Below are 19,138 nucleotides of genomic sequence, written 5' to 3'. Positions count from 1 at the left end.
CCCGGGTATTCCGCAGGGCCGGGGAAGGCCCGGCGGCGGCTATTCTGCCACAGATTAAAAATTAACCACACTGGAGCCTCCCAGGGAAGCGCAATGGAAGTCCCACATCCCCTCTACAGCGCCGAGTCGGTCCGCGAGCTGGACCAGCGCACCATCGCCGCGCTCAAGATCCCGTCGATCACGTTGATGAAGCGCGCCGGCCGTGCCGCCTTCGCCCAGCTGCAGGCGCGCTGGCCCGAGGTGGGGCGTGTGCAGGTGTTCTGCGGTGGAGGCAACAACGGCGGCGACGGTTACGTGATTGCGGCCCTGGCGGCGCAGAAGCAGATCCCGGTGACTGTCTATGCATGCGTGGAACCGCAGAAACTGTCCGGCGATGCGCAGGAGGCCTTCCGCTACGCAGAACGCGAGGGCGTGCATATCGTGACCTCGCTGGCCGAGATGGACAGCGCCGACGCACATACCGTGATTGTCGATGCCCTGCTGGGCACGGGCTTTTCCGGTGCGGTGCGGGAGCATATGGCCCATGCCATCGAACGCATCAACAAGTCCCCGGCGCCGGTGCTGGCGGTGGATATGCCCTCCGGGGTGGAGTCTGACAGTGGGGCAGCCGGGACCGCGGTCCAGGCAGATATCACGGTAACCTTTATCGCGCGCAAGTTCGGCCTGTTCTGCGGCCGCGGTGCGGCGCTGAGCGGCGAGGTGGTGTTTGCCGGCCTGGGTGCGCCGGATTCGGTATATCGGGATATGCCCCTACTGGCGCAACGTTACGACGGCGCCAGTGTGCCACGGCTGCCAGAGCGCCCGGCGGATGCTTACAAGAACCAGTTCGGCCACGTGCTGGTGGTTGGGGGTGATCGCGGCTTCGGTGGCGCGGCGATGATGGCGGCGGAATCTGCAGCGCGCACCGGCGCCGGCCTGGTTTCCCTCGCCACCCGGCCCGAGCACCTGCCGGCGGCGCTGACGCGATGCCCTGAGGTGATGGCGCGCCCGGTGATTTCCGGGCAGGAGCTCGAGCCGCTGCTGGATGCTCCCAGCGTGATAGCGGTGGGCCCGGGGCTGGGTCGCGATCCCTGGGGCGAACAACTGCTGGCGCGCGCTGCCCGCGCACAGGTGCCGGTGGTGCTGGATGCGGATGCCCTCAATATCCTCGCCGGTGGGCGCGTGCTGGCGGGGCACCGGCGCGACGACTGGATTCTTACGCCCCATGTGGGTGAGGCGGCAAGGCTGCTGGGCTGGGAGACTTCCGAGGTGCTGGCTGACCCGCGCGGTGCCGCGCAGGCGATTCAGGAGAAGTTCAGCGGTGTGGTGATACTCAAGGGAGTGGGAACCCTGATTGCCCACGAGGGCGGGGTGGACCTGGTCAACAGCGGCAACCCGGGCATGGCCTCCGGGGGCATGGGCGACCTGCTTACCGGGATCGTCGCTGCGCTGGTTGGGCAGCACATGCCGCTGCCGAAGGCAGCGCAGCTGGCAGTGTGGCTCCATGGTGAGGCGGGTAACCGCGCAGCCACAGATGGCCAGCGCGGCCTGCTGGCCACCGACCTGCTGCCCTGGATAAGAAAACTGGTGGACTGATGGAACTGAACCGGCAGCTGGCTGACGAAGAGTCCACTGTGGCAGCGGGGGAGGCGCTGGGTCGCGCCTGCCTGGCAGTGGGGATGCCGGCCGGCATGACTGTGCACCTGCACGGCCAGCTGGGCGCGGGCAAGACGACATTCTGTCGGGGCGTGCTGCGGGCCTTCGGCCATCGCGGCGCAGTCAAAAGCCCCACCTATACGCTGGTGGAGCCCTATGAGCAGGGGCCGCAGCGGGTGTACCACTTCGACCTCTACCGCCTGGGCGACGCCGAGGAGCTGGAGTTTATGGGGGTGCGCGACTATTTTGCGCCCGATAGCCTGAGCCTGGTGGAATGGCCGGAGCGGGGTGAGGGTGTACTGCCGCCCGCGGACCTGGTGGTGGCACTGTCGGTGCCGCAACAGGGGCGGGCACTGCGCATGCATGCGCAATCCGGGCAGGGGGAGCGGGTGCTCAGGGCAATTGCTCCCCTGTTGGGATAAACTTACCGCCGACAGGGCAGGGACAAGCGGCAAGAATAACGTTAACAGGGCTGAACCATGAATCGAGTCTGGCGTCGACTTAGCGGCCCGGCCTGTGTGCGGGCAGCGGCACTTTTTCCTCGACATCTTTCACGGCTTCTCGCGCAGCATCGCGGTCAACAGCGTCTAACTTTGCCGGGGGCACTGGCCCTTATTGCAGTGCTGTTGCTCCCTGCCGGGGGGGCGCTGGCGACCGAAGTCCAGGGGGTACGCCTGTGGCGGGCCCCGGACCACACACGACTGGTATTCGACCTCAGCGGTCCCGCCGAGCACAAGCTGTTTACCCTGAATAACCCGCACCGGGTGGTGATCGATGTGGACGACACCCGCCTGGCGGCAGCGATTGAGGGGCTGGAGCTGGAAAACACGCCTATCGAGCAGGTGCGCCATGCCCGGCACAACAAGAAAGACCTGCGGGTGGTGCTGGACCTGAAGCAGGAAACCAAGCCGCGCAGTTTCGCCCTGCGACGCCTGGACGAAAAACCCGATCGCCTGGTGATTGACCTCTACGATCACGTCGTGCAGCAGGAGAAAACCGTGCTCGAGGTCAGCCGGGAGCGCGATATCGTGATCGCCATCGACGCCGGCCACGGCGGCGAGGACCCGGGCGCATCCGGTCCCGGTGGGCTGCGCGAGAAGGATGTGGTGCTGGCCATCAGCCGGCAGCTGCACAAGGCGATCGACAGTCGTCCCGGTTTCAGTGCCAAGCTGGTGCGCACCGGTGATTACTATATTCCACTGCGCGAGCGGGTGAACAAGGGGCGCAAGATGCGTGCTGACCTGTTCGTGTCCATCCATGCGGATGCCTTTACCCGCAAGGATGCCCGCGGCGCCGGTGTGTACGCGGTCTCCTCCCGCGGGGCCACCAGTGAAACCGCGCGCTTCCTGGCGCAGCGGGAAAACGAGTCCGACCTGATTGGCGGTGCCGGCAGCCTCAACCTGGGCGACAAGGACGACACCCTGGCTGGCGTGTTGCTGGACCTGTCGATGACGGCAACCATGAATGCCAGCCTCGATGTGGGCGCGAGTGTCCTGGCGCAGCTGGGCCAGGTGACCCACCTGCACAAGAAGCAGGTGGAGCAGGCCAATTTCTCGGTGCTGCGCTCGCCCGATGTGCCCTCGATCCTGGTGGAGACCGGCTTTATCACCAACCCCCATGAGGCTCGCCGGCTGCGTGACCCGTCATTCCAGCGCAGGCTGGCACAAAAACTCAGCGAAGGTATAGTGGCGCACTTCAGTAGCCGCCCGCCGGCGGGATCCTGGCTCGCCGCCAATGCCGGCCAGAACCGCAAACACACCATCGCCCGCGGGGATACCCTGTCGGCGATTGCCGCGCGCTACAACGTTTCGGTTACCGCGCTGAAAAAGGTCAACGGCATCAGCAATTCGGTGATCCGGGTGGGCCAGACGCTGAGGATTCCCTCGGGCTGAGGCCCGTCACATAAAAAGACCCCCGATACAGGAGCCTGGTCACAGGCCGTTATTCCCGTTTATGCACGACAAGATCCAGCAACTCTCCCCGCGCCTCGCCAACCAGATCGCCGCCGGCGAGGTAGTCGAGCGCCCCGCGTCCGTGATCAAGGAGTTACTGGAAAATAGCCTCGATGCCGGCGCCACGCGCCTGGACGTGGAGATCGACAACGGCGGCATCAAGCGGATCAAGGTGCGGGACAACGGCAAGGGCATCGGCCAGGATGACCTGCCCATGGCCCTGGCCCGCCACGCCACCTCCAAGATCCATGCGCTGGAAGACCTGGAAGCGGTGGCCACGCTCGGTTTTCGCGGCGAGGCGCTCGCCAGTATCTCGTCAGTGGCGCGCCTGGCGCTGACCAGCAGCCGCGACGAGAGTGGCAAGGGCTGGCAGGTCAGTGCCGAGGGGCGCGACATGCAGGCGCAGGTGGCCCCCGCCGCGCACCCGCGCGGTACCACCGTCGATGTGCGCGACCTGTTCTTCAATACGCCCGCAAGGCGCAAGTTCCTGCGCACCGAGAAGACCGAGTTCAACCGGGTTGACGACACCATCAAGCGCCTGGCGCTGTCGCGGTTCGATGTCGCCATTACCCTGCGGCACAACGGCAAGGGGGTGCACAACCTGCGCGCCGGCAGTGGCCGGGTGGAAATGGAGCGCCGGGTATCGCAGGTCTGCGGCCCGGCGTTTATGCAGAATGCCCTGCACATCGACGTTGAGCGCAGTGGCCTGCGCCTGTGGGGCTGGGTGGCGGAGCCGGCCTTCTCGCGCTCGCAGGCCGACCTGCAGTTTTTCTACGTCAATGGGCGCGCCATTCGCGACAAGGTGGTCAGCCACGCAGTGCGGCGCGCCTTCGCCGACGTACTCTACCACGGCCGCCATCCCGCGTTTGTCCTGTACCTGGAGCTCGACCCGGCTTCGGTCGATGTCAATGTGCACCCCACCAAGCACGAGGTGCGCTTCCGCGACAGCCGCCTGGTGCACGATTTCCTCTTCGGCAGCCTGCACCGGGCGCTGGCTTCCGTGCGGCCGGGGGACCGGGACGACGCCAATGGCGGCGAGGCCCCCGCGGGCCAGCCGCTACAGCCATCGCCGGCGCCGGCGGTCGCGGGAGTGGCGGCGGGGGAGTTTGCCGGCCAGCAGCGTATGCCCCTGTCCTCCTCACCTTCGCCGGAGCGTTTGCAGGGCCAGATGCAGAGGTACGGGGCGCTGCACCAGCCCTATGCTGGTGGCGCCGCGGTGGCCGAGGCATCACCTGCCGCCCCGGCATCGCAGGGCTGGAATGCATCCCTGCCGGCTGAGGCCGATGACGCCGCGGCGCCCCCCCTGGGCTTTGCCCTGGCGCAGCTGCATGGCATTTATATCCTGGCGCAGAATGACCAGGGGCTGATTGTGGTGGATATGCATGCGGCCCACGAGCGTATCGTTTATGAACAGATGAAGACCGCCCATGCCGCCGGCGGTATCCAGGCACAGCCATTGCTGGTGCCGGTGAGCCTGGCGGTGAGCCAGCGCGAGGCGGATTGCTTTGAGGAGCGCAGTGAGGTCTTTACCGCGCTAGGCTTTGTTCTGCAGCGGGCGGGACCGGAGACCCTGCTGGTGCGGCAGGTACCCACCATGCTGCATGGCGCCGAGGTGGAGCAGCTGGTGCGGGACGTACTTTCTGACCTGCTGGCCCAGGGTGGCAGCGACCGGATCGGGGAGCGCATCAACGAGGTGCTGTCCACCATGGCCTGCCACGGCTCGGTGCGGGCCAATCGCAAGCTGACGGTGCCGGAGATGAACGCCCTGTTGCGGGATATGGAGCGCACCGAGCGCAGCGGGCAGTGCAACCACGGCCGCCCCACCTGGACCCAGGTGAAGCTGGGCGACATGGATAAGTGGTTTATGCGCGGCCAGTGAACCCGCGGCAAGGATGATGCAAGCTTGAAAAATGCCAACGGCGGCGACCTGCCGCCCGCCATTTTCCTGATGGGCCCGACGGCCTCGGGCAAGACCGACCTGGCCATGGCGATCGCCGACCGGTTGCCCGTGGAGCTGGTCAGCGTCGATTCGGCGCTGGTCTATCGCGGCCTGGATATCGGTTCGGCGAAGCCCGGTGCCGCCGAGCTGGCGCAATACCCCCACCGCCTGATCGATATCTGTGATCCGGCCGAATCCTATTCCGCCGGTGATTTCCGCCGCGATGCGCTGGCGGCCATGGATGAAATCACTGCCGCCGGGCGCATCCCTTTGCTGGTTGGCGGAACAATGCTGTATTTCCGTGCTCTATTGGAGGGAATGGCTGAACTGCCTGCGGCGGATCCGGCCGTGCGTGCCGAGATCGAGGCGCGGGCGGCGCGGGAGGGCTGGCCGGCACTGCACGCAGAGCTGGCCGGGGTGGACCCGGAACTGGCTGGCGAGCTGCATCCGAACCATTCGGTGCGAATCGAGCGGGGCCTGGAGGTTTACCGCCTTACCGGGCGGCCGCTGTCGGAGCTGCGGCGCGAGCAGGCTCGCGACCCGCTCACCGATCGCTACCGCGTGACCCAGCTGGCACTGCTGCCGCGGGACCGCGCGCTGTTGCACGAGCGCATAGAGCGACGCTTCCTGCGGATGCTGGAGCACGGGTTCGTGGATGAGGTGCGCGCCCTGCACGCGCGGGGCGACCTGCACGCGGACCTGCCGGCGATTCGCGCAGTGGGCTATCGGCAGGTATGGCAGTACCTGGCCGGTGAGCTGGATTACGACGAAATGGTCGCCGCGGGGATCGCCGCCACCCGGCAACTGGCCAAGCGCCAACTCACCTGGCTGCGGCGCTGGCCGGACCTGGCGCGGATTTACCTCCAGGCGCCGGATGGCACATTGCGCAAAAATGACGAAATCTTGGCGGAAGCCTTGAAATTTCTCGCATGAGCAGCCATAACGTGGGTGTGCCGTCCTCAGGTCGGTATTGATCAGTCAGTTATTATCACAGAGTCCGGCGATTTCCGGCTCATTTTGTACGCGTATTCAACCGTAACCGTTCTTTAGTTCGCGGCGTTCGCGAGCGCGATTATGGCCTGCATACGGCTTCCAGCTTTTGACAAGGAGAAAAAAGATGTCAAAAGGGCACAGCTTACAAGACCCTTACCTCAACGTTTTGCGCAAAGAGCGTATCCCGGTTTCCATCTATCTCGTAAATGGCATCAAGCTTCAGGGGCAAATTGAATCTTTTGACCAGTTCGTGGTGTTGCTCAAGAACACCGTGAGCCAGATGGTATACAAGCACGCCATCTCCACCGTAGTGCCGTCCCGTGCGGTGCGCGTGCCGCTGCTGAACCCGGCGGCCCAGGGTGGTGCTGAAGGTGCTGGTGAAGGTGGTGAGCGCGACAGCTTCGCCTGATCCCGCCCTGCCCGAAACGCAGTGAGTGCCCCGGCCCGCCGGGGCTTTTGCGGTTGGGGGGCGGCAATAGCCGTGCCCGCAACAAGCCTTTTCTGCCGTGGGGAGCGGTAACCGTGATTCCCCGGCAACAGTTGAGAATTCCCATTGTTTTTTGATCGACCGGAATCCGGTGAACTGGCGGTGCTGGTGCACCTGGAACTGTCAGCAGTCGACAGCCCCGAGGACCCGCGCGAATTCGAAGAGCTGGCCCTGTCCGCCGGTGCGGACCCGGTCACGTTCATTTTTGGCCAGCGCGCCAAGCCCGATCCCCGTACTTTTGTGGGGCGCGGCAAGCTGGAGGAAATCCAGCAGGCGGTCAAAGAGCACGGCGCCGAGCTGGTGATTTTTGACCACAACCTGTCGCCCAGCCAGGAGCGCAATGTCGAGCGTGAGCTTCGCTGCCGGGTGCTGGATCGCACCGGCCTGATCCTGGATATCTTTGCCCAGCGCGCCCGCACCCACGAGGGTAAGTTGCAGGTGGAGCTGGCACAGCTGCGGCATATGGCCACGCGGCTGGTGCGCGGCTGGACCCACCTGGAGCGCCAGAAGGGTGGTATCGGCCTGCGCGGGCCCGGTGAGACACAGCTGGAAACGGATCGCCGGCTGCTGCGGGCCCGTATCGACTCCATCGAGAAGCGCCTGGAAAAGGTACGCCGACAGCGCGACCAGGGGCGCCGCGCCCGCACCCGTGCCGAGGTGCCCACGGTATCCCTGGTAGGCTATACAAACGCGGGCAAGTCCACGTTATTCAACCGGCTGACCGATGCCGGCGTATATGTCAGGGACCAGCTGTTTGCGACGCTCGACCCCACCATGCGACGGGTTGAGCTGCCGAGCGTGGGTGGCATGATCCTGGCCGATACCGTGGGCTTTGTCTCGCACCTGCCGCACCGGCTGGTCGAGGCGTTCCGCGCCACCCTGGAAGAGGCGGCCAGTGCCACGCTGTTGCTGCACGTGGTGGATGCTGCTGCGGACGATCGCCTGCACCTGATGGAGGAGGTGCAGTTGGTACTCGAGGAAATTGACGCCGCTGACTTGCCGCAGCTGGTGGTGTACAACAAGATCGACCTGCTGGCGGCGAAAGAGCCCACCATCGATCGCGATGCCGACGGCGTGCCGCGGGCGGTGTGGGTGTCGGCGGTCACCGGGGCCGGGTGTGACCTGCTGGTGGAGGCCATTTCCGAACGCCTGGGCGAGCAGATGGTGCGGGGGCAGCTGCTGGTTGCCCCGCGCCACGGGCGCCTGCGGGCACAGCTGTACGAAATCAACGCGGTCAAGCACGAAGCCTACCGCGACAACGGCGACGTCGAGCTGGAGCTGGTATTGCCGCGGGGCGACCTGCAGCGATTACTGGCACCCTATGCCGACGCCGGCGACGGACCGCAGTGGCGGGCGTCGGAGTGACGGAAAACCGGTAGCGATCAATGCTAGAATCGCGCCGCAACGAACAAGATTCTCAGAGAGTTGGAGTAAGTCGATGGCCTGGAACGAGCCGGGTGGTAATAACAAGGACCCCTGGGGCGGCGGTGGAGGTAACAATCCCAACGGCGGCCCGCCGGACCTGGATGAGCTGCTGCGCAAGCTGCAGCGCAAGTTGAGCGGCATTTTCGGTGGCGGTGGCCCCGCCAGCGGCGGCGAGTCCGGCCGCTTCCCGTGGGCGCTGGTGGTGATTGTCGTGGCAGTCCTCTATGGTCTGCTGGGCTTCTACCAGGTCAACGCCAACGAGTCGGCCGTGATCATGCGCCTGGGCAAGTACCACGGCACCGAGATGTCGGGGCTGCACTGGAATCCGCCGCTGATCGACAGTGTCACCAAGGTGAACATGACCGAAGTGCGTACCGAGCGCACCACCGGCCAGATGCTCACCGAGGACGCCAACATCGTCGAGGTGGTGCTCACGGTCCAGTGGCATATCGATGACGCGGAGTCCTTTGTGCTGCGGGTGGCCGACCCCCTCAAAAGCCTGCAGGAAGCCACCGACAGCGCGCTTCGCCATGTGGTCGGCTCGGCGACGCTGAACGGGGTTATCTCGCAGAACCGGACCCAGGTCTCTGCCGACACCCAGCAGCGCCTGCAGGAGTACCTTGACCTCTACCAGACCGGTATCCGCGTCGACGTGGTCAACCTGACCGATGCCAAGGCGCCGCGCGAGGTGCAGGACGCCTTTGATGACGTGACCAAGGCCCGCGAGGACGAGGTGCGCTTCAAGAACGAGGCCCAGGCCTACGCCAACCAGGTGATCCCGGTGGCACGCGGTAGCGCCCAGCGCATGATCGAGGAGGCCGAGGCCTACAAGGCCCGCGTGGTCGAGCTGGCCCGGGGTGAGACAGTCCGCTTTGAAAAACTGCTGACCGAATACCAGCTGGCCCCGGCGGTGACCCGCGAGCGCCTGTACCTGGACACAGTGCAGGACGTGATGAGCAATACCTCCAAGGTGATGGTGGATGTCGAGGGCGGCAACAATATGATGTACCTGCCACTCGACAAGCTCGCCGAGGGCACTGCCAGTAATGCGGCCCAGCGCAAGGATACTTCCCCCCAGGTGATCGACGAGATCTACCAGCGTGTGGTGGAGCGCCTGCGCACCGAGGCTGCCAACAGCCGCCGCAATCGCGATGTACGGTAAGGGGGGAGAAGCATGAACAACAGAACTCTCGTAATCATCGCCGCGCTGCTGCTGGCAGTGCTGGCGATCTCCTCCAGTGCCTTCGTGGTCAAGGAGACCGAAAAGGCGGTGCTGCTGCGTTTCGGTGAACTGGTGCGGACCGACTATGAGCCGGGTCTTTATTTCAAGATTCCGCTGGTACATGAGCTGCGCAAGTTCGACGCGCGAATCCAGACGGTCGATTCACAGCCGGTGCGGATGCTCAACTCGGAAAACAAGTTCATGATGGTGGACTCCTATGCGAAGTTCCGCATCTTTGACGTGAGCCGTTTCTATGTCGCCACCCGCGGCGACGAACGCAACGCGGTGCGCCTGCTTTCCGAGCAGATCAATAACCGCCTGCGTAACCAGTTCGGTGTGCGCGACCTGCACGAGGTGGTGAGTGGCCAGCGTGATGAGCTGATGTCCGAAATCACCACGAACCTCAATGAGGTGGCGCAGACAAACCTGGGCGTGGAAGTGATTGACGTGCGGGTGAAGCGCATCGACCTGCCGCCGGAAGTGTCGGAATCCGTGTTCCAGCGGATGCGTGCCGGCCGGGAGCTGGAAGCCCGTGACCACCGCGCCAAGGGCCAGGAGGCCAGTGAGCGCATCCGCGCCAATGCGGACCGCCAGGTGGTGGAGATCGAGGCCGAGGCCGAGCGCAAGGCCGAGGAGCTGCGCGGTGAGGGGGATGCCACGGCAGCTTCCATTTACGCGGCCGCCTTCAGCAAGGACCCGGAGTTCTATCGCTTTACCCGCAGCCTCAAGGCCTACCGGGAGTCCTTCAACGATCGCGCGGATATGCTGTTGATCGAGCCGGACAGCCAGTTCTTCCGCTACCTCAAGGATGCCGAGGGGAAGAGGGACTGAGTCCCCCCTAACCGGCCGGTCAGGGCACATAATGCGGTGCCGGGGGGGCATGGTGCCCCCGGCCCGGTTGTTACCCCTACCTTCCGCCGGCCACTTGATGGTAAAATCATGCAAACCGGGCGTCGCCCGGTTTTTTTGTGGGCTGCCGGCCTGTCCGGCCGGTTCCCGTCGCTTCACAATCAGCGCCTGTTGCAATCATGACCCAACCAGATCGCTGGATGCTGCCGGAAGGCATCGCCGAAATCCTGCCCGCGGACGCCAAGTGCATCGAAACGTTGCGCCGTCGCCTGCTGGACCTCTATCACAGCTGGGGCTACGAACTGGTAATCCCGCCGATGGTGGAGTTTACCGATTCCCTGCTGATCGGCATGGGCCGCGATATCGACCTCAGCACCTTCAAGGTGACCGACCAGTTGTCCGGGCGCACCCTGGGCATTCGTGCGGATATCACTCCCCAGGCCGCGCGCATTGACGCTCACAGCTTCCCGCGTGCCGGCGCCAACCGGCTGTGCTATGCCGGCCAGGTGCTGCATACGCGCCCGCGCACAGCCATGGGCTCCCGGGCCCCGATCCAGATCGGTGCCGAACTCTATGGTGTCGACAGCCTGCAGGCCGATATCGAAGTCATCTCGCTGATGCTGGAAAGCCTGCTGGCCGCCGGGGTGGAGCAGATCCACCTGGACCTGGGTCATGTGGCAATCTACCGCAGCCTGGCGGCAGCCGCCGGCCTGGATGCCGAGCAGCAGGGTGAGCTGTTCGGGATGCTGCAGAGCAAGGCCAGCGCCGATATCCAGCAGTGGGTCGCCGACAATATTGGTGAAACCCGCATCGCCAGCTGGCTGTGTGCGCTGCCGGGCCTCGCCGGCGGCAATGACTGCCTGGCACGGGCGCGGGAGCTGTTCGACGAGGCGCCGCAGGCCCTGCGGGAGGCACTGGCGGACCTGCAGCAGGTGGCTGACGCCCTGGCGCAGCGCTACCCGGCAGTGGAGCTCTTCTTTGACCTGAGCGAAGTGCGTGGCTACGACTACGAAACCGGGCTGGTGTTCGCCGCCTATACCCCGGGCCACGGCCAGGCTCTGGCAAATGGCGGCCGCTATAACGGTATCGGGTCGGTGTTCGGTCGCGAGCGTCCGGCCACCGGCTTCAGTACTGACCTGGTGGCCCTGAATACCCTCGGCCGCGATTCACTGGCGGAGCCCGGGGCAATCTTTGCCCCGCAGGTGGATGGCGAGTCCCTGTGGCGCAAGGTGGATGCCCTGCGCCGCGCGGGAGAGGTGGTGATTACCGCCATGCCCGATATCGGTGAGGGGGAGATCCTGGAACGTTGCGACCGTGAACTGGTTGAGCGCGATGGTGAATGGGTGGTGCAGCCGCGGGGCTGAACCGGACTAAGATTATTGAATTTGCAGCGGCGGCCGCTGCAGTATCACGTGGATTCAGAGATTTAGGCAAATGGGTAAGAACGTAGTAGTGCTGGGCACCCAGTGGGGCGACGAGGGCAAGGGCAAGATCGTCGACCTGCTGACCGAAAAGGTCTCCCTGGTGGTCCGCTTCCAGGGCGGGCACAACGCCGGCCACACCCTGGTCATCGACGGTGAAAAAACCGTCCTGCACCTGATTCCCTCGGGCATCCTGCGCCCCAGTGTCACCTGCCTGATCGGCAACGGCGTTGTGCTGTCGCCGGAAGCATTGCTGAAGGAAATGGCCGAGCTGGAGGACAAGAGCGTGCCGGTGCGTGAGCGCCTGCGCCTGTCCCCGGCCTGCCCGCTGATCCTGCCGGTGCATGTGGCCCTCGACCAGGCCCGGGAAAAGGCACGCGGCGATAACCCCATCGGTACCACCGGGCGCGGCATCGGCCCGGCCTATGAGGACAAGGTGGCCCGCCGCGGCCTGCGCCTGGGCGACCTGTGCAACTGGGATTACTTCTGCGAACAGCTGAAAGAACTGCTGGAATACCACAACTTTGCCCTGACGCAGTATTACAAGGTGGACCCGGTCAGTTATGACGACATGGTGGCGGAGGCGAAGGTGTGGCGCGACCAGCTGGTGCCGATGATCACCGACGTGGCCGACTGGCTGCACTGCGCCCGCGAGCGCGGTGAGCACATCCTGTTTGAGGGGGCCCAGGGCTCCCTGCTGGATATCGACCACGGTACCTATCCGTTCGTGACCTCATCCAACACCACCGCCGGGGGCACCGCCACCGGCTCCGGTTTCGGCCCGCTCTACCTGGACTATGTACTGGGTATCACCAAGGCCTATACCACCCGCGTCGGCGGCGGTCCTTTCCCCACCGAGCTGGGCTGCGACGTCGGCCGCCACCTGGGCGAGAAGGGCCACGAGTTTGGCGCCACCACCGGGCGCCAGCGTCGCACCGGCTGGTTCGACGCCGTGGCGGTGCGCCATGCCATCCGCATCAACAGTATTTCCGGCCTGTGCCTGACCAAGCTGGATGTGCTCGATGGCCTGGACGAGGTGAAGATCTGCACCGGCTACCGCAACAGCGCCGGTGAGGAAGTGCCGGTACCCTTCGACGCCGCTGGCTGGGAGGGAGTCGAGCCGGTATATGAGAGCCTGCCCGGCTGGAGTGATACCACCTTTGGCGTCCGCCGCGAGGCTGACCTGCCCGCCAATGCGCGTGCCTATATTGCCCGTATCGAGGAACTGGTGGGTGCGCCGATCGACATCGTCTCCACCGGCCCGGATCGCAGCGAGACCATCGTGCGTGAAACCTCGGCCCTGTGCGAGATGGGTATCCACAACCCCAGCGTCTGAGCCGCCGGGATCGATAGCCAGCGCGGCCGGGAGCCTGCCCGGTCGCGTTGCCGGAGCCCCCGGCCGGGGGCTCACGTTGACCAATTCCTCCTGCCTGTATTGTGAACAGCCGGTCCGTCATGGCCCTTGCTTTCCTCCCCATCTCTGTTGATGATGGAACCCGTTTTCAGAATTTGGTCACATTCCTGTGCCATACTCCAGACTCATGATTTTCCGGGGTAGTCCATGTCATCCAGCACCGCCGTCTCGCGCTACAGTCTCGCCGAGGAAATCGCCAACAGCGTCACCCACGGCATCGGCGCACTGCTCGCCATTGCCGGGCTGGGCATACTGTGCGGGTTCGCCGCGGTCTATGGGGATGCCTGGCATATTGTCAGCTGCAGCATCTACGCTGCCACGCTGATTCTCTGTTTCGGTGCCTCGACCCTCTATCACAGTGTCACCCACGAGCGCGCCAAGGGCGTCCTGCGCACCATTGACCATGCCTCCATCTTCCTGCTGATCGCCGGCAGCTACACGCCTTTTACCCTGGTTACCCTGCGCGAGGCTTCCTCGCCCGCGGGCTCCTGGGGCTGGTGGCTGTTCGGGATTATCTGGGGGCTTGCCCTGGCGGGGCTGGTGATCCAGTTTACGCCGCTGAAAAAGGTGCGTGCCCTGTCGATTACCCTCAGTGCCCTGATGGGGTGGGTGGTGGTGGTGGCGGCCAAGCCACTGCTGGATAATCTGGCACCCGGTGGCCTGTGGCTGCTGCTGATCGGCGGCCTCTGTTATACCGGGGGTATCGCCTTCTACCTCTGGCGCAGCCTGCGCTTTCACCATGCCATCTGGCACCTGTTCGTGCTGGCCGGCGGTATCCTGCATTTCTTTGCCGTGCTGATTTACGTTATCCCCTGATTCCGGCGTGCCGTGGGTGACGACGGGGTTGGCGCCAGTGCTTGACCGGCGTCACGCTCTACACGATTCGACTTTCAGTTTGCCGTCGCCGGCTCTACCCTATGGCGAGCACTGACTGTCGAAGGAGTTTGCATGTCCAGTCTGCCCGTATTGCGGCCCGCACTGTCCCAATGGCTCACTCGTGCGGGGCTTGCCCTGTGCCTGGTTTTCTCCACACCACTGTTGGCCGCTGATGCGGGCTTCCAGCAATGGGTGAAGGAATTTCGCCAGACCGCCCTGAATAACGGTATTTCCCCGGAAGTGTTCGATCGCGCCTTTGAGGGCATTGATTCTCCGGATCAGTGGGTACTGGACAAGGCCAGCTACCAGCCGGAGTTCAAGGCGCCGGTGTGGCAGTACTTTGACAACCGGGTGCAGAAGCGCGCGATCCGCATGGGCCGTGCCAAGAAAGAAGAGCTGCAACCCTGGCTGGACAAGATAAAACAGCGCTATGGGGTCAATCCCAATATCCTGCTGGCGATCTGGTCGATTGAATCGAGCTTCGGTGCCATCCTCGATAATGACAGGGTAATCCGCAATGTGGTGCGGTCGCTGGCAACCCTGGCCTATGCGGATCCCAAGCGCAGCAAGTTCGGTCGCCAGCAGCTGCTGGCGGCGCTGAAAATCCTCGAGAGTGGCGACGTCGACGAGAAGCACCTGGTGGGTTCCTGGGCCGGCGCCATGGGGCATACCCAGTTTATCCCCACCAGCTACCAGGCCTATGCGGTGGATATCGACGGCGATGGCAAGCGCGACATCTGGAACTCCGTACCGGATGCCCTGGCCACGGCCGCCAGCCTGCTCTCCAGTAACGGCTGGCGCCGCGGGGAGACCTGGGGTTATGAGGTGACGATCCCCGAGCGCAAGCTGCCTGCCGGCAAGCTGCCGCTGCGCAAGTGGGAGCAGCTCGGCGTCAAGCGGGTCAATGGCAAGCCGTTCCCGCGCCCGGATGATATTGCCGAATTGAAGCTTCCCGCCGGTCGCGAGGGCCCGGCTTTCCTGATGCTGAAAAACTTCTTTGTGCTCAAGCGCTATAACAACTCCGATCGCTATGCCACGGCGGTGGGCCTGCTGGCGGACCAGATCGGCGGCGGCAAGGGACTGGTCAAGGACTGGCCGCGCCCGTTTACCCCGCTGGACCCGGCCCAGGTGGAGGAAATGCAAAAACTGCTGAAGGCCCGCGGCTATTACGAGGGTGAGATCGACGGCAAGGCCGGCTCGGGTACCCGCAAGGCGGTGCAGCAGTTTGAGAAGGAGATCGGTGTTGAGGTCCAGGGCTACCCGAGCAAGGAGGTGCTGGAAGCCCTGCGCGAGCGCCAGTAATAGTGAAAACCCCTGTTTAATCCAAACAGTGCCGGGCTTCAGCCCGGCACTGTTGTTTCAGGGCCGCTTAAAAGTTCTCATCCGGCAGCAGGCTGTCCTGTAACAGTTCCAGGTTCTCGGCCACTTCCTGGGGTTCATGGAAGTAGGCAATATGGAACATGGCATCGCCTTCCTGCACCAGCGGGAGGTTCTGGCGCCCGATCACAATGCCATCGGCATTACAGGGTACCCGGTCGATCTCCTCGCCGAACAGGTCGGAGATGGAAGCCAGCGCCTCACCTTTCAGTACATGGTCACCCAGGTCCTTGCGATAGTTAACTATGCCGCTGCCGGTGGCCCGCAACCAGCCACTGCGCCTGGCCACAAAGGGTTCGATATTGCCCTTTTTCTTCACTCGCGGCAGCATTTCCAGGTGACGCATGACATTGATGATGCCCTTGTGGCCCGCCCGTACGCAGAACTCGTCAAAACGCAGGGCCTCGCCGGCCTCGTAGAGCAGGATACGCACGCCCAGGTCGGCTGCCGCCTGGCGCAGGGAGCCGTCGCGCAGGGTGCTGTTCAGCAGCACGGGCACACCGAAGGCGCGGGCCATGTCACGGGTGGGCTGGTCGTCGAGGTTGGCGCGAATCTGCGGCAGGTTGCTGCGGTGGATGGCGCCGGTATGCAGGTCGATACCGTAGTCGCACTTGGAGACAATTTCCTCCAGGAACACATGGGCCATACGCGCAGCCAGTGAACCCTTGTCGGAACCGGGGAAGGAGCGGTTCAGGTCGCGCCGGTCCGGCAGGTAGCGGGACTGCTCCAGAACCCCATACACATTGACTACCGGTACCGCGATCAGGGTGCCGCGCAGGTTCTTGAGGCTGCGACTGCCAATAAGTCGGCTGATGATTTCGATACCGTTCAGTTCATCGCCGTGAATGGCGGCACAGACGAACATGGTTGGACCCGGTTTCTTGCCGCGCTTGACGTAAACCGGGATCGCCATGTCTGTGCCGGTATAAAGCCGGACAATCGGCAGTTCGATGCGGCGGGTTTCCCCCCGGGCAACCTCGACACCGCCAATAGAAAACTTTTCTGCCATTGCTCCCTTCCTGGCTGCTGCTGGCACTCATTGTAGGTGCAATAGGGTCGGGAAAGCGATGGCCATGATTTCTGCGCCTGGCAGGCCGGGAGTCATCCTTCCGACAGGGCTATTCCGCGGGACAGAAGTACCGGTGACAGGGGCTGGTGGTGGCAGCCTTTGGGCACACGGTAACCGCAGTTTTGCGAACAGGTAACAGGTGTATGATCGGGGCAGCCGCCGGCAGCGGATTGCCGTCCGTGTTAGGGTAGGCAATCTGGCGCAACGATTGGAAATTTGCCTGGGGGAATAACCGTGGCTATTAAAGAATCCGGTTTTGCCATGCCGCCGTTGCTCGACACCAAATCCGGCGAGCGCCGCCGGGTGGGTTTTGAGCTCGAGTTCTCCGGTGTGACGCTGAAGCAGGCCGGTGAAGCGGTACAGTCGGCGCTGGGTGGGGAATTACACTCCGATTCCGTGGCCGAGCTGTCGCTGCACAACGAGCTGGGCCGCTTCAACATCGAAATCGACTGGGACTTCCTCAAGCGCGAGGCCGCCGAAGCGGGGGCCGAGGAGGGTGGCGACGGCTGGCTGGAGTTGCTCAGCCAGGCGGCGTCCCTGGTGGTCCCGATTGAGGTGGTCTGCCCGCCATTGTCCCTCGATCGGCTAAAGGATCTGGAGCCGCTGGCCCCGGCATTGCGCGAGGCCGGTGCGAGGGGTACCGAGGATTCGCTGATCGCCGCTTACGGGGTGCATATCAATGCCGAAATCCCGCAACTGAATGCCGAGACGCTCGACGCTTACCTGCGCGCATTCGCCCTGCTGCAGTGGTGGCTGGTGCAGGCGCATCGGGTGGATATCGCCCGGCGTGTCAGTCCCTATATCGACCTCTACCCGGAAACCTATATCCGCCTGTTGCTGGAGCGGGAAAAACCCACCCTGGACAACGTCTTCCGCGATTACCTGCAGCACAATGCGACTCGCAACCGCGCCCTGGACCTGTTGCCACTGCTGGCGGAAATTGACGAGGCGCGTGTGCGCCGGGCCGTGGACGACCCCCGCATCAAGCCGCGCCCGGCTTTTCACTACCGCCTGCCCAACTGCCAGATTGAAAAGCCGGGCTGGTCGCTGGCCTCCAGCTGGAATACCTGGTGCGTGGTAGAGGCCCTGGCAGCGCGACCGGAATGGCTGGCAGAACTGGGCGAGGCATACCTGGCGCGGAGCCAGCCCCTGCTGGGCGTGAACCGTGGAAACTGGACTGAGTTTATGTCGGTATGGCTGAGCGACCACGGATTGGTGTAACCGGCACGGCCAGCCGCTGGTCGCCGGGCTGGTGGTGTACGGCCGCTGCGCTGCGACTGGCGGGCGCGACACCGGAGCGTATCAGCGTCCGCCATAAGCCCACGGGCCGCCCCCTGCAGGGGCTGGTCATTGGTGGTGGCGACGATATCAGCCCGGAACACTATCACGGGGACCTGCGGGAAAAAGTGAAATCCGACCCCGAGCGCGACCTGCTGGAAATTCACTGGATTGAATATGCCCTCAAGCATGGCCTGCCACTGCTGGGTATCTGTCGCGGCGCCCAGCTGATCAATGTGGTGCTCGGTGGCGACCTGCACCTGGATATCCGGCCATTGCGGCGGAAAACCTACAACCGTCCCGGGCTGCTGCCCACCAAGCAGGTGTTCCTCACAGAGGGATCGGCATTGTCGCGCCTGGCCTCACGCAAAAAGTTACGGGTCAACAGCCTGCACCACCAGGCAATCAACCGGCTGGGCCGGGGCCTGCGAATCGTCGGTGAGGACCTCGACCATTTCACCCAGGCCGTGGAGAGTGCCTCGGGGCAGCCCATCATCGGTGTCCAGTGGCACCCTGAGTACCTGTTCTACCTGCCCTCCCAGTTCGGGCTGTTTCGCTGGTTGCGGAGATGTGCCGGGTGATAGTCGAGTACCTGATCCTTTTCTCCTCTGCTTTTCTCGCCGCGACCATCCTGCCTTTTTACTCTGAGGTGGTACTGTTCGCGCTGTTGCGGGAAGGTGGTGACCCGGCACTGCTGGTGGCGGTGGCAACACTGGGGAACACCCTCGGTGCCGTGGTGAACTGGGTGCTGGGGCGCTACCTGCTGCATTTCCAGGACCGGCGCTGGTTTTATTTCTCCCGCAAGCAGATCAGCCGTGCCCAGGAGTGGTTCCAGCGCTATGGTTTCTGGTCCCTTTTGCTGGCCTGGATGCCGGTGGGCGGTGATGCCCTCACCCTGATCGCCGGCATCATGCGCGTGCGCCTGTGGCTATTCGTACTGCTGGTGGGGATCGGCAAATGTTTGCGCTATATCTCTGTGGTGTACCTGCAGCAATGGTCGGCCTGGTAGTTCCGTAGCGGCACTAGTCGAAAATAATCGCTTAAGCCCCCTGTGCCCTGCCGGGGCAGGGCACCCTTCACCATTGTCTCTTCCCGTATTGCTTTGTACCGGACGCTGTCACAGCAGCAGGTGCTAGCGGGGCCCGGGGCGCTGGACTAGGCTGGGACTGCATACCAACTATTGTGTAGATGTGCCCGGGCG

General features: G+C 64.1%; 17 protein-coding genes. 16 read left to right on the top strand and 1 reads right to left on the bottom strand.

Annotated features, from left to right (window positions below; genetic code table 11):
• The first annotated feature begins 93 nt into the window (after positions 1–93).
• From ACH6CX_RS11715 to ACH6CX_RS11655, 13 genes are all read left to right on the top strand, one after another.
• Positions 94–1,575, top strand: coding sequence for an NAD(P)H-hydrate dehydratase (locus ACH6CX_RS11715; protein WP_232940683.1), 1,482 nt, complete (start codon positions 94–96; stop codon positions 1,573–1,575).
• Positions 1,575–2,057, top strand: a complete 483-nt coding sequence (gene tsaE, locus ACH6CX_RS11710) for a tRNA (adenosine(37)-N6)-threonylcarbamoyltransferase complex ATPase subunit type 1 TsaE (protein ID WP_232940684.1) — start codon at positions 1,575–1,577, stop codon at positions 2,055–2,057. Before ACH6CX_RS11715 ends, tsaE begins: the two co-directional genes overlap by 1 nt.
• A gap of 198 nt (positions 2,058–2,255) precedes the next feature.
• Complete coding sequence (locus tag ACH6CX_RS11705) at positions 2,256–3,527, top strand: N-acetylmuramoyl-L-alanine amidase (protein WP_370636824.1); 1,272 nt, start codon at positions 2,256–2,258, stop codon at positions 3,525–3,527.
• A gap of 61 nt (positions 3,528–3,588) precedes the next feature.
• The gene (gene mutL, locus ACH6CX_RS11700; protein ID WP_396675450.1) at positions 3,589–5,466 is read left to right on the top strand and encodes a DNA mismatch repair endonuclease MutL; all 1,878 of its coding nucleotides are present in this window, start codon (positions 3,589–3,591) and stop codon (positions 5,464–5,466) included.
• A 69-nt stretch (positions 5,467–5,535) separates the two neighbouring features.
• Positions 5,536–6,459: a tRNA (adenosine(37)-N6)-dimethylallyltransferase MiaA gene (gene miaA, locus ACH6CX_RS11695; RefSeq protein ID WP_233006713.1), complete on the top strand. Its 924-nt coding sequence runs from the start codon at positions 5,536–5,538 to the stop codon at positions 6,457–6,459.
• 184 nt (positions 6,460–6,643) lie between these two features.
• The gene (gene hfq, locus ACH6CX_RS11690) at positions 6,644–6,928 is read left to right on the top strand and encodes an RNA chaperone Hfq (protein WP_232940687.1); all 285 of its coding nucleotides are present in this window, start codon (positions 6,644–6,646) and stop codon (positions 6,926–6,928) included.
• A gap of 144 nt (positions 6,929–7,072) precedes the next feature.
• Entirely contained in the window at positions 7,073–8,371 is a 1,299-nt protein-coding gene (gene hflX / locus ACH6CX_RS11685; protein ID WP_232940688.1) for a ribosome rescue GTPase HflX, read from the top strand.
• Positions 8,372–8,444: 73 nt separating this feature from the next.
• Entirely contained in the window at positions 8,445–9,593 is a 1,149-nt protein-coding gene (gene hflK, locus ACH6CX_RS11680) for an FtsH protease activity modulator HflK (RefSeq protein WP_232940689.1), read from the top strand.
• A 12-nt stretch (positions 9,594–9,605) separates the two neighbouring features.
• The gene (gene hflC, locus ACH6CX_RS11675; protein WP_396675449.1) at positions 9,606–10,484 is read left to right on the top strand and encodes a protease modulator HflC; all 879 of its coding nucleotides are present in this window, start codon (positions 9,606–9,608) and stop codon (positions 10,482–10,484) included.
• A gap of 197 nt (positions 10,485–10,681) precedes the next feature.
• Positions 10,682–11,866, top strand: coding sequence for an ATP phosphoribosyltransferase regulatory subunit (locus tag ACH6CX_RS11670; protein ID WP_232940691.1), 1,185 nt, complete (start codon positions 10,682–10,684; stop codon positions 11,864–11,866).
• Between the two features lie 70 nt (positions 11,867–11,936).
• Entirely contained in the window at positions 11,937–13,259 is a 1,323-nt protein-coding gene (locus ACH6CX_RS11665; protein WP_232940692.1) for an adenylosuccinate synthase, read from the top strand.
• Positions 13,260–13,484: 225 nt separating this feature from the next.
• A complete protein-coding gene (locus ACH6CX_RS11660) occupies positions 13,485–14,153 on the top strand; it encodes a hemolysin III family protein (protein WP_232940693.1) in 669 nt (222 codons plus the stop codon).
• 132 nt (positions 14,154–14,285) lie between these two features.
• Positions 14,286–15,515 (top strand): lytic murein transglycosylase, encoded by a 1,230-nt coding sequence (locus ACH6CX_RS11655; RefSeq protein WP_232940694.1) that lies wholly within the window; start codon positions 14,286–14,288, stop codon positions 15,513–15,515.
• A 67-nt stretch (positions 15,516–15,582) separates the two neighbouring features.
• Here the strand turns inward: ACH6CX_RS11655 and ACH6CX_RS11650 are convergent, their stop codons facing one another.
• Entirely contained in the window at positions 15,583–16,599 is a 1,017-nt protein-coding gene (locus tag ACH6CX_RS11650) for a succinylglutamate desuccinylase/aspartoacylase family protein (protein WP_232940695.1), read from the bottom strand.
• A gap of 294 nt (positions 16,600–16,893) precedes the next feature.
• Here ACH6CX_RS11650 and ACH6CX_RS11645 point away from each other — a divergent pair, with 294 nt between their 5' ends.
• From ACH6CX_RS11645 to ACH6CX_RS11635, 3 genes are read left to right on the top strand one after another with little or no spacing between them, the layout of a single operon-like run.
• Positions 16,894–17,880, top strand: a complete 987-nt coding sequence (locus ACH6CX_RS11645) for an amidoligase family protein (RefSeq protein ID WP_232940696.1) — start codon at positions 16,894–16,896, stop codon at positions 17,878–17,880.
• The gene (locus tag ACH6CX_RS11640; protein WP_237064164.1) at positions 17,853–18,518 is read left to right on the top strand and encodes a gamma-glutamyl-gamma-aminobutyrate hydrolase family protein; all 666 of its coding nucleotides are present in this window, start codon (positions 17,853–17,855) and stop codon (positions 18,516–18,518) included. Before ACH6CX_RS11645 ends, ACH6CX_RS11640 begins: the two co-directional genes overlap by 28 nt.
• The gene (locus ACH6CX_RS11635) at positions 18,515–18,946 is read left to right on the top strand and encodes a YqaA family protein (protein ID WP_232940698.1); all 432 of its coding nucleotides are present in this window, start codon (positions 18,515–18,517) and stop codon (positions 18,944–18,946) included. The genes ACH6CX_RS11640 and ACH6CX_RS11635 overlap by 4 nt, the downstream gene beginning before the upstream one ends.
• Positions 18,947–19,138: the final 192 nt, after the last annotated feature.

Source organism: Microbulbifer sp. JSM ZJ756 (genome assembly GCF_044383805.1).
GTDB lineage: Bacteria > Pseudomonadota > Gammaproteobacteria > Pseudomonadales > Cellvibrionaceae > Microbulbifer > Microbulbifer zhoushanensis.
The sequence above is the reverse complement of the archived record's forward strand: the minus strand, read 5'-3'. Positions and strand labels throughout refer to the sequence as shown.

Bases quoted from the DNA above. Each gene is read 5' to 3' on its own strand.
- ACH6CX_RS11715 (WP_232940683.1), top strand. From the start codon at position 94: ATGGAAGTCCCACATCCCCTCTACAGCGCCGAGTCGGTCCGCGAGCTG.
- tsaE (WP_232940684.1), top strand. From the start codon at position 1,575: ATGGAACTGAACCGGCAGCTGGCTGACGAAGAGTCCACTGTGGCAGCG.
- mutL (WP_396675450.1), top strand. From the start codon at position 3,589: ATGCACGACAAGATCCAGCAACTCTCCCCGCGCCTCGCCAACCAGATC.
- miaA (WP_233006713.1), top strand. From the start codon at position 5,536: ATGGGCCCGACGGCCTCGGGCAAGACCGACCTGGCCATGGCGATCGCC.
- hfq (WP_232940687.1), top strand. From the start codon at position 6,644: ATGTCAAAAGGGCACAGCTTACAAGACCCTTACCTCAACGTTTTGCGC.
- hflK (WP_232940689.1), top strand. From the start codon at position 8,445: ATGGCCTGGAACGAGCCGGGTGGTAATAACAAGGACCCCTGGGGCGGC.
- hflC (WP_396675449.1), top strand. From the start codon at position 9,606: ATGAACAACAGAACTCTCGTAATCATCGCCGCGCTGCTGCTGGCAGTG.
- ACH6CX_RS11670 (WP_232940691.1), top strand. From the start codon at position 10,682: ATGACCCAACCAGATCGCTGGATGCTGCCGGAAGGCATCGCCGAAATC.
- ACH6CX_RS11665 (WP_232940692.1), top strand. From the start codon at position 11,937: ATGGGTAAGAACGTAGTAGTGCTGGGCACCCAGTGGGGCGACGAGGGC.
- ACH6CX_RS11660 (WP_232940693.1), top strand. From the start codon at position 13,485: ATGTCATCCAGCACCGCCGTCTCGCGCTACAGTCTCGCCGAGGAAATC.
- ACH6CX_RS11655 (WP_232940694.1), top strand. From the start codon at position 14,286: ATGTCCAGTCTGCCCGTATTGCGGCCCGCACTGTCCCAATGGCTCACT.
- ACH6CX_RS11650 (WP_232940695.1), bottom strand. From the start codon at position 16,599: ATGGCAGAAAAGTTTTCTATTGGCGGTGTCGAGGTTGCCCGGGGGGAA.
- ACH6CX_RS11640 (WP_237064164.1), top strand. From the start codon at position 17,853: ATGGCTGAGCGACCACGGATTGGTGTAACCGGCACGGCCAGCCGCTGG.